At 71.2% G+C, this 14934-nt stretch carries 12 protein-coding genes; all 12 read right to left on the minus strand.

Features of this window, described 5'->3' with window-relative positions:
* Positions 1-28: 28 nt before the first annotated feature.
* Positions 29-649, minus strand: coding sequence for a cell division protein SepF (locus ACFVFQ_RS03260; RefSeq protein ID WP_383407733.1), 621 nt, complete (start codon positions 647-649; stop codon positions 29-31).
* A gap of 123 nt (positions 650-772) precedes the next feature.
* Complete coding sequence (locus tag ACFVFQ_RS03265) at positions 773-1507, minus strand: YggS family pyridoxal phosphate-dependent enzyme (protein WP_383407736.1); 735 nt, start codon at positions 1505-1507, stop codon at positions 773-775.
* Positions 1504-2256: a peptidoglycan editing factor PgeF gene (gene pgeF / locus ACFVFQ_RS03270; RefSeq protein ID WP_383407739.1), complete on the minus strand. Its 753-nt coding sequence runs from the start codon at positions 2254-2256 to the stop codon at positions 1504-1506. The genes ACFVFQ_RS03265 and pgeF overlap by 4 nt, the downstream gene beginning before the upstream one ends.
* Positions 2257-2270: 14 nt before the next feature.
* Positions 2271-3512, minus strand: coding sequence for a cell division protein FtsZ (ftsZ, locus tag ACFVFQ_RS03275; RefSeq protein WP_383407742.1), 1242 nt, complete (start codon positions 3510-3512; stop codon positions 2271-2273).
* A gap of 288 nt (positions 3513-3800) precedes the next feature.
* A complete protein-coding gene (locus ACFVFQ_RS03280; RefSeq protein ID WP_383407745.1) occupies positions 3801-4616 on the minus strand; it encodes a cell division protein FtsQ/DivIB in 816 nt (271 codons plus the stop codon).
* A gap of 22 nt (positions 4617-4638) precedes the next feature.
* Positions 4639-5730: an undecaprenyldiphospho-muramoylpentapeptide beta-N-acetylglucosaminyltransferase gene (murG, locus tag ACFVFQ_RS03285; protein ID WP_383407748.1), complete on the minus strand. Its 1092-nt coding sequence runs from the start codon at positions 5728-5730 to the stop codon at positions 4639-4641.
* Positions 5731-5736: 6 nt separating this feature from the next.
* Entirely contained in the window at positions 5737-7089 is a 1353-nt protein-coding gene (ftsW, locus tag ACFVFQ_RS03290) for a putative lipid II flippase FtsW (protein WP_383407753.1), read from the minus strand.
* Positions 7090-7148: 59 nt separating this feature from the next.
* Complete coding sequence (murD, locus tag ACFVFQ_RS03295) at positions 7149-8600, minus strand: UDP-N-acetylmuramoyl-L-alanine--D-glutamate ligase (RefSeq protein WP_383407755.1); 1452 nt, start codon at positions 8598-8600, stop codon at positions 7149-7151.
* Complete coding sequence (gene mraY, locus ACFVFQ_RS03300; RefSeq protein WP_383407758.1) at positions 8597-9661, minus strand: phospho-N-acetylmuramoyl-pentapeptide-transferase; 1065 nt, start codon at positions 9659-9661, stop codon at positions 8597-8599. Before mraY ends, murD begins: the two co-directional genes overlap by 4 nt.
* Before the next feature lie 5 nt (positions 9662-9666).
* Positions 9667-11109 carry a UDP-N-acetylmuramoyl-tripeptide--D-alanyl-D-alanine ligase gene (gene murF / locus ACFVFQ_RS03305; protein ID WP_383407761.1) on the minus strand — a complete coding sequence of 481 codons (1443 nt, stop codon included), beginning with the start codon at positions 11107-11109 and terminating at the stop codon, positions 9667-9669.
* Positions 11110-11171: 62 nt separating this feature from the next.
* A complete protein-coding gene (locus tag ACFVFQ_RS03310; protein WP_383407764.1) occupies positions 11172-12920 on the minus strand; it encodes a UDP-N-acetylmuramoyl-L-alanyl-D-glutamate--2,6-diaminopimelate ligase in 1749 nt (582 codons plus the stop codon).
* Between the two features lie 18 nt (positions 12921-12938).
* Positions 12939-14912 carry a peptidoglycan D,D-transpeptidase FtsI family protein gene (locus ACFVFQ_RS03315; RefSeq protein WP_383407768.1) on the minus strand — a complete coding sequence of 658 codons (1974 nt, stop codon included), beginning with the start codon at positions 14910-14912 and terminating at the stop codon, positions 12939-12941.
* Positions 14913-14934: the final 22 nt, after the last annotated feature.

Raw genomic sequence — 14934 nt, forward strand, 5'->3', positions numbered from 1 at the left:
ACGGCCTGGTGTGCCCAAGTGGTGCGTCTCAGCTCTGGTTGAAGAACCCGCCCTCTGCGATACGGGCCTTGTCCTCCGCCGTGACATCGACGTTAGCAGGCGACAACAGGAACACCTTCTGCGTTACCCGCTCAATGCTCCCGTGGAGTCCGAAGACCAACCCGGCCGCAAAGTCGACAAGTCGCTTCGCGTCCGTGTCATCCATCTCCGTGAGATTCATGATCACCGGAGTGCCCTCACGGAAGTGTTCCCCGATGGTACGGGCTTCGTTGTAGGTCCGGGGGTGCAGTGTGGTGATGCGGTAAGGCTCCCGCTCGGACACAACTTTGGGCATGATCACCGGTGCGTTCTTCTCCAGGTTTGGACGGTCGGGTGTGATGGATGCCACGGGGGCGATACGCGCGGGTCGTCCGCTTTCCGCGGCGAGCGGGGCGGGTTCACGCGGCGCGGGAGGGGTCGTGGCGCGGACCGGTTCCTCCCTCTCCGGGCGTGTCTCGGGCTGCACTTGGTGCTGTTGCCGCCGCCCCCGATCGGGCTCCGGGTCAAGCTCGGGCTCGAACTCGTCGTCGGGGTCGAACCCCCGGCCGTCGTACCCATCGTCCTCCACGAGGCCGAGGTAGACCGCCATCTTGCGCATCGCGCCGGCCATTCTCTGCGTCCTCCGCTCTGTGGTGGATCGGCTCCGTCACCAGGGGCCTTGGATCCACTCGGCCTGCCCGCGTCCTGCGGGAATGACCATATTTTGTGCTGTGGTCCGACTTGCTTGGCGACGTTACCCGAGCCGTGGTCGGACTCCGAGTACCGCGGTGCCGATGCGTACATGTGTCGCCCCGGCAGCCACCGCGTCTTCGAGGTCCGCGCTCATCCCTGCCGACACCATGGTGGCAGCAGGATGGTTGGCGCGCAGGTCGGATGAGATTTCCATGAGCCGCTCGAAAGCGGCCTGTTGGCGTCCGGCATACGGTCCGGCCAGCGGTGCGACCGTCATCAGGCCGTCCAGGCGCAGCCCTTGGGACGTGGCGATCGCCTCGGCGAGCTCGGCGACGCCCTCCGGCGCCACCCCGCCGCGGTCACCGGTCATCCGGCCGTCCGCAACTGACTCCACATCAAACGCCACCTGGATCAGGCACCCCAGTTCGCGCCCGGAACGGACCGCCTCCTTGGCGAGCGCACTCACCAACCGCGGCCGGTCGACGGACTGGACGACCCCGGCGTAACGGGCCACCGAGCGCACCTTGTTGGTCTGCAACTGACCGACGAAGTGCCAAGTCAGCGGCAAATCAGCACATTCGGCCGCCTTCGGCGCCGCTTCCTGATCGCGGTTTTCCGCGACCTGACGCACCCCCAACTCCGCGAGCAGTCGGACGTCGCTCGCGGGGTAGGTCTTGGTGACGACGATCAGCGAGACCTCGTCACGTGCCCGGCCGGCCTTGGCACAGGCTGTGGAGATACGATCCTCCACCCGCGCCAGGTTGTCGGCCAGTTGCGTTCTGCGGTCGTCGGTCACAGCGCAGCCTCTCCGGGGGCGTCCCCGAGCCATACGTAACTCGCCAACCGCCCGGTGGTGCGGTCGCGACGGTACGAGAAGTGGTCCGTCGACTCCCGGGTGCACGGCTGCGATTGCGGACGCAACTGCACGCCGGCCGCGGCCAGTTGGGCGCGGACCCCGGCGGTGACGTCCACCGACGGCGTGTCCCAGGACGTGGTCGCCCACGCCTCGGGCACCACCGCGGCGACCTCCGCGCGCATCTCCTCGGGCACCTCGTAGCAACGCCCGCAGACCGAGGGGCCGGTGTGCGCGAGGATCCGGGAGGGCTCGGCGCCCAGTTCGGTCATGGCGGCGACGAGCGCTGGCACGACCCCGGCGACCAGGCCCGGCCGGCCGGCGTGCGCGGCGCCGGCGATCCCGACGACCGGGTCGGCGAGCAGGACCGGGGTGCAGTCCGCGGTCAGCACGGCCAGCGCGAGTCCTCGACGGGACGTCACCACCGCGTCCACGGCCGGGGCGTCACCCTCCGTCCACGGTGCGTCGACCACCGCCACGTCCCGGCCGTGGACCTGGTTCATCCAGACCACGTCGGCCGGGTCGAGGCCCAACGCCTCCGCGGCGCGGGCGCGGTTGGTCCGCACGGCGGCGGGGTCGTCGCCGACCGCGCCCCCCAGATTGAGCTGCTCATACGGAGCGGCGCTCACCCCGCCCCACCTGTCGGTGAAGGCGAAGTGCGCGCCGCTCACGTGGTGCTGTTGCCCTATCACGTCGGTGCTTTACGTCACTTCAGGAAGTCGGGGACGTCCAGCTCCTCGGCCGCGGAGTCCGAGTACGGACGGGCCGGGGGAACCGACGGGCCACCGGCCGGCGGGGCGGGGACCTCGCCCAGCGACGGGGAGTCGGACTGCGCCGGGGCCTCGTCCCGGACCGGCGGGACCGCGCCGAGACCGCCGAACGACGGTGCGGTGCGCGGCGGTTCGACCGGCGGGGTGGTCGGGCGGGCCGGCGCCGGAGCGGGCTCCTCGCGCTTGGGAGCCGGCATCGCGGCCTGCTGCGCATCGCGCCGGGCCGGCGGCTGACCGCCGTCGAAGCCCGCGGCGATGACGGTGACCCGGACCTCGTCGCCCAGCGCATCGTCGATGACCGCACCGAAGATGATGTTGGCCTCGGGGTGCGCGGCCTCGCTGACCAGTTGGGCCGCCTCGTTGATCTCGAAGAGACCGAGGTCGGAGCCACCGGAGATGGAGAGCAGCACACCGCGGGCGCCGTCGATCGAGGCTTCCAGCAGCGGCGAGGAGATCGCCATCTCCGCCGCGGCCACCGCGCGGTCGTCACCGCGCGCCGAGCCGATGCCCATCAGCGCCGATCCGGCCTCGGACATCACGGACTTGACGTCGGCGAAGTCGAGGTTGATCAGGCCCGGGGTGGTGATCAGGTCGGTGATGCCCTGGACACCCGACAGCAGCACCTGGTCCGCGGACTTGAACGCGTCGAGCACGCTCACCTGGCGGTCCGAGATGGACAGCAGACGGTCATTGGGGATCACGATGAGGGTGTCGACCTCTTCGCGAAGGCTCGCGATGCCGTCCTCGGCCTGATTGGCGCGACGGCGGCCCTCGAAGGTGAACGGCCGGGTGACCACACCGATCGTCAGGGCGCCCAGCGAGCGGGCGATGTTGGCGACGACCGGGGCACCGCCGGTGCCGGTCCCGCCGCCCTCACCCGCGGTCACGAAGACCATGTCGGCCCCCTTGAGGACCTCCTCGATCTCCTCGCGGTGGTCCTCGGCCGCCTTGCGGCCCACGTCCGGGTTGGCGCCGGCGCCGAGTCCGCGCGTCATCTCGCGGCCGACGTCGAGCTTGACGTCGGCGTCGCTCATCAGCAACGCCTGCGCATCGGTGTTGATCGCGATGAACTCGACGCCCTTGAGCCCGACCTCGATCATCCGGTTGATGGCGTTCACGCCACCGCCGCCGATCCCGACGACCTTGATGACTGCGAGGTAGTTCTGCGGTGCTGCCACGTCGAAGGCCTCTCGCCTCGATTTACGTGTCGTCGCCGCACATTGCGTGTGGACGCCGACTGATGCCGAAGGGGTGGTCCGTCTTCGCCGACCCGAACCCTAACCCTGAAGTTTAGGGTTACGGTTACTGTGCCTGTGTTCCTGGTTCCACAGTCCCTTTGGAACGAGACACTAAGTCGACAAGGTGCGCGCGTTCAACGAACACGCCGAACCTCCCGTTTTTCTTTTCACCCTATGTGATCACCCATAGTCGTAGCCATCCAGGGTGCTGGCCTGCGACGCGGTACGTCAACTCCCGGACACCGCAGGCGCGCTGGGGACCGAGACGTCGACGTGGCGCGCATCACGCGCGGCCTTCAACAGCGCGGCCAGCACCTTCGCCTTCTCGGCGCCCTGTTCCCGGCTGCCCCACATCACCGTGCGGTCACCTGCGAGTTCGAGGGTGATGGAGTCGTAGGAGCGGACCCGCAGGGCGCGAACGTCCTTGCGGACCGCGGCCGGAAGGTCCTGGGCGACGGTGACCGCGGCGCGCAGCAAACGGCCGGTTCCGAAACGTGCGGAACTCGGGGAATCCGAAACGGTCATCTTCAGAAGCGGAACACCCTTGGGCGCGCGGGTCACGGTGGCGAACCGGACGCCCTCGCCGTCCACTTCGACGAACTTCCCGTCCGTTTCCAGCAGCAGTTTCGGCGTCCTTTCGGTCACTTCGAGACCGAGGGTGTGCGGCCAGGACCGGGTCACCGCAACGCTTTTGAGGCGCGGGAGCCGGGCGAGCAGCCGGCGTTCGACCGCGTCGGTGTCCACGGAGGCCAGCGGTGCGTTCATGGGGGCGGACGCCGCGGCGACCACCTGTTGGGGGGTGAGCACGTCGGTGCCGACGGCCCGCACCCGTTCCAGCCGCAGCCAGTTGGAGCCGTAGACCGCCCAGGTCCCGAACCCGCCGAGCAGTACGGCGAGTACCGCGATGATGATCACACCGCGACGGCCCGGCCGGCGCAGCCGCGGGCGCGGCAACCGGAAGCGCCGGCCACCGGAGGACGGCGAAGGGCGCGGGCCGGACGCCGACTTCTTGGCGCCGCGCTTGGCGGTGGTCGGTCCGGCCACGCTCTCCGCCTTCTCTCGTTGGCTACTTGCGGTGTTGCTCGATCGCGTCGTGCACCATGCCGACCAGCAGTTCGTCGGCGTCCCGACGGCCGAACTCCGAGGCCGCGCGGGACATCTCGTACAGCCGGTGCGGATCGCTCAGGACCGGGAGCACGTTGTCCTGCACCCAATCCGGGGTCAACTGGGCGTCGTCGACCAGCAGGCCACCGCCGGCGTTGACCAGCGGCTGGGCGTTGAGCCGCTGTTCGCCGTTGCCGATGGGCAGCGGGACGAAGGCGGCCGGCAGCCCGACGGCGGACAGCTCGGCGACGGTCATCGCGCCCGCGCGGCAGAGCATCATGTCGGCCGCGGCGTACGCGAGATCCATCCGGTCCACGTACGGTACCGGGACATAGGGGGGCATCCCCGGCATGTTGTCCACGTGCGGCAGTTCGTTCTTCGGGCCGACCGCGTGCAGCACCTGGATGCCCGAGCGCTGGAGCACCGGCACGGCGGCCTGGACGACCTCGTTGAGCCGGCGGGCGCCCTGGGAACCGCCGGACACCAGCAGCGTCGGCAAGTTGGGGTCGAGCCCGAATGCGGCGCGCGCCTCGGGCCGGACCGCGGCCCGGTCCAACGTGGCGATCGAGCGGCGCAGCGGGATGCCCACGTAACGGGCGCCGCGCAGCTTGCTGTCCGGGGTGCTGACCGCGACATACGTCGCGTACCGCGAACCGATCTTGTTGGCCAGGCCGGGGCGGGCGTTGGCCTCGTGGACGACGATCGGCACCCCGAGCCGCTTGGCGGCCAGATAGCCGGGCAGCGCCACATAGCCGCCGAAGCCGACGACGCAGTCCGCCTTGGTGCGCTCCAGGATCTGCTCGGCGGCCTTGATCGTGCCGCGCAGTCGCCCGGGGACGGTGATCAGTTCGGGGGTGGGCTTGCGGGGCAGCGGTACCGCCGGGATGAGGCCGAGCTCATAGCCGCGCTCGGGGACCAGCCGGGTCTCCAGGCCGCGTTCCGTGCCGAGTGCCGTGATCCCCACGGTCGGGTCCTGCCTCCGCAGGGCGTCCGCGAGGGCGAGCGCGGGCTCGATGTGGCCGGCGGTCCCCCCACCGGCGAGTACGACATGCACCGAAATTCACCGCTCTCCGGACGGCCGCCTCTTAACGCGCCGTCTCATCGTCTTCCAACTCACCCCGGCCGGTTTCCTGCCGGACACTGGCTTCCGCGCCGACCGCGCCGTCAACGCCGCCCGCGCGGCGGGCTCGTCACGCGCGAAGGCGATCAGCAGCCCGACGGCGAACATCGTCGGCAGCAGGGCGGAGCCCCCGTAGGAGAACAGCGGGAGCGGGACACCGGCGATCGGCAACAGGCCGAGCACCGCACCCATGTTGATCACGGCCTGGGCCATGATCCAGGTGGTCACGCCACCCGCTGCGTACCGTACGAAGGGATCCTCCGTGCGTCCGGCCACGCGGATACCCGCATAGCCTAGAGCCGCGAAGAGGGCGAGCACCGACAGCGTCCCCGCCAGGCCCAGTTCCTCCCCGGTGATGGCGAAGATGAAGTCGGTGTGCGGTTCCGGGAGTTCTCCCCATTTTTCCATACTCGCCCCGAGGCCGGAACCGAAGAGTCCGCCGGAGGCCAGCGCGTAGATGCCGTGCACGGCCTGCCAGCACTGGTCGCCGGGGCCCGGATCGGTCGCGCCGATGCACGCCAGTCGGGACATCCGGTGGGCGCTGGTCTTGATCAACAGCGCGCTGAGCACCGCGGCCGCGCCCAACACCCCCGCGAACAGCCGGGTCGGGGCGCCGGCCAGCCACAACAGGCCGAAGAGGATCGCGGTCAGGATGATCGTGGTGCCCATGTCGCCGCCGAGCATGATCAGCCCGAGCAGGAGAAAAGTCACCGGCGTCAGTGGAACCAGCAGCTGCTTCCACTGCGTCAGTTGCTTCTTCTCCTCTTTGCGGGCAAGCAGGTCGGCGGCCCACAGCACGAGCGCCAGCTTGCCGAACTCGCTGGGTTGCACCTGGAAGGGGCCGCCCAGGCTCAGCCAGTTCTGGTTGCCGTTGACCGAGACACCGATGCCCGGGACGGCCACCAGGCACAGCAGAAACATCGAACCGGCGAGCAGCGGGTAGGCCAGCGCCCGGTGCCGGCGCACCGGCAACCGGGAGGCGAGCAGCAGCAGTCCGCCCCCGAGGGCGGCGGCCAGCAACTGCTTGCGGAAGAAGTACGACGGGGCCAGTCCGGACTGGAGCGCCTTGATCTGGGAGGCCGAGTAGACCATCACCAGTCCCAGGACGGTGATCAGCAGGGGGGCGCCGAGGATGAGGTAGTAGGCCGTCAACGGGCGGTCCCAGGCCCGCTTGGCCCGGACGTAGAACCCGCGCGGGCCGGCCGGGGTCCGGCCGGCCCGCGCGGTGCGCGCCTTCGCGGGGGTCCGACGTACCGGACGCGGCCGCGCCGGTTTCGCCGATCGGGCGGTCATCCTCGTCCCCTCCACAGGTGCGCTCGCCGCCGGCGACGACGGCAGCGGGGAGAAGCGGGCTAGTGACCCGCGGCGGCCAACTCGCCCACCGCGTCGGCGAACGCCTCGCCCCGCTTGTTGTAATTGACGAACATGTCCATCGAGGCGCAGGCCGGGGCCAGCAGCACGGTGTCGCCGGGACCGGCGAGGCGGGCGGCCTCCCGGACCGCCTCGGACATCGCCCCAGTGTCGGTCCGGTCAAGGTCGACAACCGGGACATCGGGGGCGTGTCGCGCCAGCGCTTCGCGGATCAACGCCCGGTCGGCGCCGATCAGCACCGCGCCGCGCAGCCGCCCGGCGGCGGTGCGCACCAGCTCGTCGAAGGTGGCGCCCTTCGCCAGGCCGCCGGCGACCCACACGATGTGCTCGTACGCCGCCAACGACGCCTCGGCGGCGTGGGTGTTGGTGGCCTTGGAGTCGTCGACGTAGGCGACGCCGGCGACGTCGGCGACGTGCTGGATGCGGTGGGCGTCCGGGCGGAAGGCCCGCAGCCCCTCGCGCACCGCGGCGGCCGGGACACCGAAGGCGCGGGCCAGCGCCGCGGCGGCCAGCGCGTTGGCGATGTTGTGCGGCGCGGCCGGCACCACGTCGGAGACCTCGGCGAGCTCCTGGGCCTGCCGGTGCCGGTCCTCTACGAAGGCCCGGTCGACCAGGAGGCCCTCGACGACGCCCAGTTGGGACGGGCCGGGGGTGCCGAGGGTGAAGCCGATCGCCCGGCAGCCCTCCTCGACGTCGGCCGCGCGGACCAGTTCCTCGGTCGCGGGGTCGGCCGCGTTGTAGACGCAGGCGACCGTGTTGCCCTCGTAGATCCGGCCCTTGTCGGCGGCGTACGCCTCCATGGAGCCGTGCCAGTCCAGGTGGTCCGGGGCGAGGTTGAGCACGGCCGCGGAGTGCGCCCGTACGGACGGGGCCCAGTGCAGCTGGTAGCTGGAGAGCTCGACGGCGAGGACGTCGTAGGAGCTCTCCTCGTCGCGGCCCTCGCCGAGCACCACGTCGACCAGCGGGACGCCGATGTTGCCGACCGCGGCGGTGCGCAGACCGGCCGCGGTCAGGATCGAGGCCAGCATCCGGACGGTGGTGGTCTTGCCGTTGGTGCCGGTGACCGCCAACCAGGGCGCGGCGTTGGGCCCGCGCAACCGCCAGGCCAGTTCGACGTCACCCCATACCGGGACGCCGGCCCGCTCGGCCGCCAGGAAGAGCGGGCTGGTGGGCTTCCACCCGGGGGAGGTCACGATCGCCTCGGCGCCCTCGGGGAGCGTCTCCCCGTCACCGAGCCGGACGGTGATCCCGAGCGCCTCCAACTCGGCGGCCTGGGCCCGTTCGCGTTCACCGTCGCTGCCGTTGACGACGGTGACGCGGGCGCCGAGGCCGGCCAGGGCGCGGGCGGCGGGGACGCCGCTCACGCCGAGGCCGGCCACGGTGAGGTGTCGGCCGGCGAAGTCCTGGGGCTCGCGCGGGTCGTAGCCGGTCACTTCGCCGCCTGCCAACCGCCGTAGAAGATGCCCAGGCCGACGATCACGCACATGCCCTGGATGATCCAGAACCGGACCACCACAAGGACTTCGGACCACCCCTTGAGTTCGAAGTGGTGCTGGAGTGGCGCCATCCGGAAGACCCGCTTACCGGTCATTCGGAACGAACCGACCTGGATGACCACGGACATGGTGATCAGCACGAACAGGCCGCCCAGGACGGCGAGCAGCAGCTCGGTCCGGGAGCAGATCGCCAGGCCGGCGAGCGCGCCGCCGAGGGCCAGCGAACCGGTGTCGCCCATGAAGATCTTGGCGGGCGAGGTGTTCCACCACAGGAAGCCGAAGCACGCGCCCATCAGGGCCGAGGCGACCACCGCGAGGTCGAGCGGATCGCGCACCTCGTAGCAACCGGGGCCCGCGGTGGGCAGGTTGGCGCAGGACTCCTGGTACTGCCAGATGCCGATGAAGGTGTACGCGCCGAAGACCATCACCGAAGCGCCGGTGGCCAGGCCGTCCAGGCCGTCGGTGAGGTTCACGCCGTTGGACATCGCCAGGATCATGAACAGCGCCCAGATGACGAAGAGCACCGGGCCGATCTGCCAGCCGAAGTCCTGGGTGAAGGAGAGCCGGTCGGAGGCCGGGGTGGCGCCGCGCAGGTCGGCGAACTGGAGCGAGAGCACCGCGAAGGCGATGCCGACGATCAGCTGGCCGGCCATCTTCGCCTTGGCCCGCAGGCCCAGCGACCGCTGCTTGACGATCTTGATGTAGTCGTCGAGGAAGCCGACCAGGCCCATGCCCGCGAAGAGGAAGAGCACCAGGACGCCGGAGAACGTCGGGTCGCTGGAGGTGATCACCTTCGTCAGGGCGTAGGCGATGATCGTGGCCAGGATGAAGGAGATACCGCCCATGGTGGGCGTGCCCTTCTTGCTGCCGTGGGTGCGCGGGCCGTCATCGCGGATGAACTGCCCGTACCCCTTCTTGGCCAGCAGCTTGATCAGCAGCGGGGTGCCGATCAGGGTCAGGAAGAGCCCGATCATTCCGGAGAAGAGGATCTGCTTCATGGAGTTCATCGGGACGCGGCCCCGCCCTCAGTGCCGCAACCGGCCTCGCCGTCCAGCAATGCCGCGGCCACCTGCTCCAGACCGACCGACCTGGACGCCTTCACCAGCACGACGTCTCCCGGTCGCAGCTCCCTGCGCAATAGGTCGATCGCCGCCCGCGCGTCGGACACGTGCACCGACTCCTCACCCCACGAACCCTCGTTCTTGGCGCCCATGTCGAGCCAGGCCGCTTCCCTGCCGCCGACCGTCACGAGCTTGCTGACGTTGAGCCGGACGACCAGCCGTCCGACCGCGTCGTGTTCGGCGAGCGACACCTCGCCCAGCTCGGCCATCGCACCGAGCACCGCCCACGTCCGGCCCCCCTGTGCCCTGCCGGCGGTGCCCATGGTGACCAGCGCACGCAGCGCAGCTCGCATGGACTCGGGGTTCGCGTTGTAGGCATCGTTGACGACCGTCACGCCGTCCGCGCGCTCGGTGACCTCCATCCGCCAGCGGGAGAGCGTGCCGGCTTCGGAGAGCGCGGTGGCGATCTCGTCTACGGGCATGCCCAACTCATGGGCGACGGCGGCCGCGGCGAGCGCGTTCGACACGTGGTGCTCACCGTACAGCCGCATGGTCACATCGCTGCACCCGGAGGGCGTGTGAAGCGTAAAGGCGGGCTGTCCGAGGCCGACGAGCCGGACATTCTCGGCGCGGACGTCGGCCTCCGGGGACTCGCCGAAGAGGATCGTGCGGGCCGCGGTGCGGGACGCCATGGCGCGGACGTACGGGTCGTCGGCGTTGAGCACCGCCACACCGCCGTCCGCGGCCGCGGGCAGCGACTCGACGAGCTCGCCCTTGGCCTGCGCGATCTGCTCGCGGCCGCCGAACTCGCCGAGGTGCGCGGTGCCGACGTTGAGGACCACGCCGATGCGGGGCGGGGTGAGCTCGGCGAGGTAGCGGATGTGGCCGATGCCGCGGGCGCCCATCTCCAGGACGAGGTGCCGGGTGGTGGCGTCGGCGCGCAGCGCGGTGAGCGGCAGCCCGATCTCGTTGTTGAGGCTGCCTTCCGGCCACACCGTCGGGCCGTGCCGCTGGAGCAGCTGGGCGATCAGGTCCTTGGTGCTGGTCTTGCCGGCCGAGCCGGTCAGAGCTACGACGGTGGTGCCCAACTTCTCCACGACGGCGCGGGCGAGCGCCCCGAGAGCTGCGACGACGTCGTCGACGACGATCGCCGGGACGCCGAGCGGACGGGCCGCGAGGACCGCCACCGCACCGGCCTCCACGGCGCCGGCGGCGAAGTCGTGACCGTCGACGCGCTCACCGGCGAACGCAACGAACAAGCCACCCGGCCGGACCGCTCGGGAGTCCGAGACGACCGGCCCGGTGACCTGGCGGTCCGGGTCTGGTATGTCGTGCTGCTGCCCGCCGACGATGCGTCCGATCTCGGCGAGGGACAGGGAGATCACAGGTCACCCCCGGAGCCGTGCAGGAGGTGCCAACAAGAGGATTGTGCGCGCATGGCGTTGTGTCATCCCTGGTGGTTCGGCTGCTGTGAGTGCTGCGGCTGCTGCGGCTGTTGTGCCGTCACGATCGCCTCGCGCAGCACCTGACGGTCGTCGAAGGGGCGGACCACTCCGGCGATGTCCTGGCCCTGTTCGTGGCCCTTGCCCGCGACGATCACGGTGTCGCCGGGCTCGGCGCGGGCGACGGCGGCGGCGATGGCGGCGGCCCGGTCCTCTTCGACGAGGACGGTGCCGCGTTCGTGGACGGGCACCTCGGCGGCGCCCGCGAGCATGGTGGCGAGGATCGCGAGGGGGTCCTCGGAGCGGGGGTTGTCGGAGGTCAGCACGGCGGTGTCGGCGAGCCGGGCGACCGCTGCGCCCATCGGCATCCGCTTCTGCTTGTCGCGGTCGCCGCCGCAGCCGAGGACGGCGTGCACCTTGCCGGTGGTGACCTTCCGCAGCGCGCGCAGAACCGATTCGACGGCGTCGGTCTTGTGCGCGTAGTCCACGACCGCCAGGTAGGGCTGGCCGACGTCCACGCGCTCCAGGCGGCCGGGGACGCCGGGGATCGCGGCGACGCCGTCGGCCGCGGTCTGCGGGTCCACGCCGGCGACGGCCAGGGCCGTGATGGCGGCGAGCGCGTTGGAGACGTTGAACGGACCGGCGAGCGGGGAGGCGGCGCGCAGCGTCACGCCCCCGGGACCGTGCACGGTGAACGTCGAGCCGAGCGCGCCGACCTCGACGTCGGCGGCGCGCCAGTCCGCGTCCGGGTGGCCCTCGGCGGAGAACGTGGTGACCGGGACCTCGGACTCGCCGGCGGCCAGCCGGCGGCCGTACTCGTCGTCGAGGTTGACCACGCCGGCCTTGCTGCGCGCCTTGGTGAACAGCTGCGCCTTGGCCTGGAAGTAGTCCTCCATGCCGGAGTGGAACTCCATGTGCTCCGGGCTGAGGTTGTTGAAGATCGCGACGTCGAAGACGCAGCCGTCGACCCGGCCGAGCACCAGCGCGTGGCTGGAGACCTCCATGGCGACCGAGCGGACGCCGCGCTCGCGCATCACCGCGAACAGCGCCTGGAGGTCGGTGGCCTCGGGGGTGGTCCGCTCGGACTTCAGCCGCTCGTCGCCGATCCGGGACTCGACGGTGCCGATCAGGCCGGTCAGCCCGCCGTCGCCGGCCTTCGCGGCCGCGGCCCGCAGACCGCCCTCGATGAGGTAGGCGGTGGTGGTCTTGCCGGAGGTGCCGGTGATGCCGATCTGGAGGAGGTCCTCGCCCGGCGCCCCGTAGATCGCGACGGCCAGGGCGCCCATCCGGGCCCGCGGGTTGTCGACGGCCAGGACCGGCAGGCCGGTCGCGGCGGCGCGCTCGGCGCCCGTCGGGTCGGTCAGGATCGCGGCGGCACCGAGGTCGGCGGCCTGGGCGACGAAGTCGGCGCCGTGCAGGCGGGCACCGGGCAGCGCGGCGTAGACGTCACCGGGGCGGACCGCACGGGAGTCGTGGGTGATGCCGGTGACCTGGGCCGCCTCGGCGCCGTCCGGGAGCGGGAGCGCGAGCAGCTGCGCGAGGTCCGCGAGAGGGGTGGGGCGGACCTCCTCAGGGCGCGGCGCACCCGGATATCTGCCGGGGCCGCCCTTCTCCGCTGCTTGGTTTTTGGGGGACTGATCAGCTTGTGACACGGCGGTGAGCGTACCGGGCAGAACGGGCTCGGGGCGAAGTGAGGGCTTCGCCGGGGCTCTGTCGCCGGGGAGCTGCGGGCCGTCGGGGGTGATGGTCGTCACGGCGGTGTTGCCTCGATTTCATTCGCCTGGCTTGAACGTGACCGGCAGTCGCGGCGGCTGCGCACCGGTCGGGGGCACCTGGAGCGTCTTCAGCGCGAACGTCATGACCTGCTGGAAGATCGGGCCGCAGACCTGGCCTCCGAAGTAGCTGCCCTGCTTGGGGTTCTGCACGGCGCAGTAGACGGTGATGCGGGGCTTGTCGGCGGGCGCGAAGCCGGCGAAGGAGGCGGTGTAGCCGTGGTAACGGCCGGTCTTCGGGTCCACCCGGTTGGAGGTGCCGGTCTTCCCGCCGACCCGGTAGCCGTCGATCTTCGCCTTGGCCCCGGTGCCCTCCTGGTCGGTCACCACCGACTCCAGCATGGTGGCCAGGGTGCTGGCGGTCTTCTTGCTCACCACGCGGTTGTGCGCCGGCTCGGGGGACGGCGTGTAGTGACCGTCCGGCCCTGTGGTGCCGCGGACCAGGGTCGGGGCGATCCGCTCGCCGCCGTTGGCGATCGTGGAGTAGACCGAGGCGGCCTGGACGGCGTTGAGGGAGAGCCCCTGGCCGAACGGGATCGTGTACTGCTGCGAGGTGTTCCAGTTCTGCGGCTTGGCCAGGATGCCGTCGGTCTCGCCGGGGAAGTTGAGCCCGGTGGGCCGGCCGATGCCGAACTTCCGCAGGTAGGAGTAGAGGACCTGGTTGGCCTGCGGCTGGGTGGTGCCCAGTTGGCCGGCGGCCAGGATCGTGCCGATGTTGCTGGACTTGGCGAGCACGCCGTTGAGCGTGAGGTGCCAGGTCTCGTGGTCGACGTCGTCCGAGAACAGCCGGTCGCCGCGGTGCAGCCGGTTGGGGACGGTGACCCGGGTGTACGGGGTGGCCGCGCCCTCCTCCAGGACGGCCGCCATGGTCATCAACTTGCTGGTGGAGCCCGGCTCGAAGGCGTCGGTGAGGGCCGGGTTGCCCAGCGCGTCCGGGCTGGCCTTGGCCAGGTTGTTGGGGTCGAAGCCGGGCGCGTTGGCGAGCGCCAGGATCTGACCGGTGCGGGTGTCCTGGACGACGACGTAGCCGCGGTCGGCACCGGACTTGTCGACCTGTTCGCTGATCGCCTTCTGGGCCGCCCACTGGATGTCGCGGTCCAGGGTCAGTTGGACGTCGGTACCGGGGACGGCGGGGTGCTCCTGGGTGTTGGCGGTGGGCACCCGGCGGCCGCCGGACTGGGCGTAGACCAGCTTGCCGTCCGTGCCGGCCAACTCCTTGTTGAGCTGGGCCTCCAGGCCGCCGACCCCCTTGCCGGCGTTGTTCATGAAACCCAGGACGCCGGCGGCGAGTTGGCTGTTCGGGTAGACGCGCTTGCGGTGCTTGTCGGCGAAGATCCCGACCAGGACGTTGGGGCGGGGCGCGCTCTTGGGGGCGGCGGCCGCCTTGGCGTCCAACTGCTTGCGGAGGTCCTTGATCCGCTTCCAGACCTGGGGGGTGCGCTGCCGGGCGAGCAGGACGTAACGGGAGCCGGGGCGGTCCAGTTTGGCGGCCAGGGTCTTCTGGGACTCGCCGAGGAGCGGCGCGAGCAGCGCGGCGGCCCGCTGCGGGCCGTCCTTGACCTTGAGCTTGTCGGGCGCCAGCAGGCTCGGGTCGGCGGTGATGTCGTAGGCGTCCACGGTGGTGGCCAGGTCCACCCCGTTGCGATCGGTGATCGCGCCGCGCTCGGCGGCGAGTTTGACCGGGACGTAGCGGTTCTCGTTGGCCTTGGCGGCGTAGGCGGCGGCGTCCACGCCCTGCACCTGCACCAGCCGGACGACGAAGGCCAGCATCACCAGCGTCAGCGCCAGCGCGACCAGGCGCAGCCGGGGACGCGGGTTGACCGGCCGCAGGGGGCCGCCGAGCTGCCGGAGGCGGGCCGCTGAGGCGGGGCGACGGGCCGCCGGTGGCTTGGGCGGGCCGGAGCGACGGGCCGGCGGACGGCCGCCGGACCGGGCGGGGCGCGGAACGCGACGGGGGTCCCGGGGCGTGCTCATGCCGCTCTCCCCCGGGCGGGCG

The organism is Streptomyces sp. NPDC057743 (assembly GCF_042798755.1).
Classification (GTDB): domain Bacteria; phylum Actinomycetota; class Actinomycetes; order Streptomycetales; family Streptomycetaceae; genus Streptomyces.

Excerpts from the sequence above, each read along its gene's own strand:
- ACFVFQ_RS03315 (WP_383407768.1), bottom strand. The coding sequence starts at position 14,912 with ATGAGCACGCCCCGGGACCCCCGTCGCGTTCCGCGCCCCGCCCGGTCC.
- mraY (WP_383407758.1), bottom strand. The coding sequence starts at position 9,661 with ATGAAGCAGATCCTCTTCTCCGGAATGATCGGGCTCTTCCTGACCCTG.
- ACFVFQ_RS03260 (WP_383407733.1), bottom strand. The coding sequence starts at position 649 with ATGGCCGGCGCGATGCGCAAGATGGCGGTCTACCTCGGCCTCGTGGAG.
- ftsW (WP_383407753.1), bottom strand. The coding sequence starts at position 7,089 with ATGACCGCCCGATCGGCGAAACCGGCGCGGCCGCGTCCGGTACGTCGG.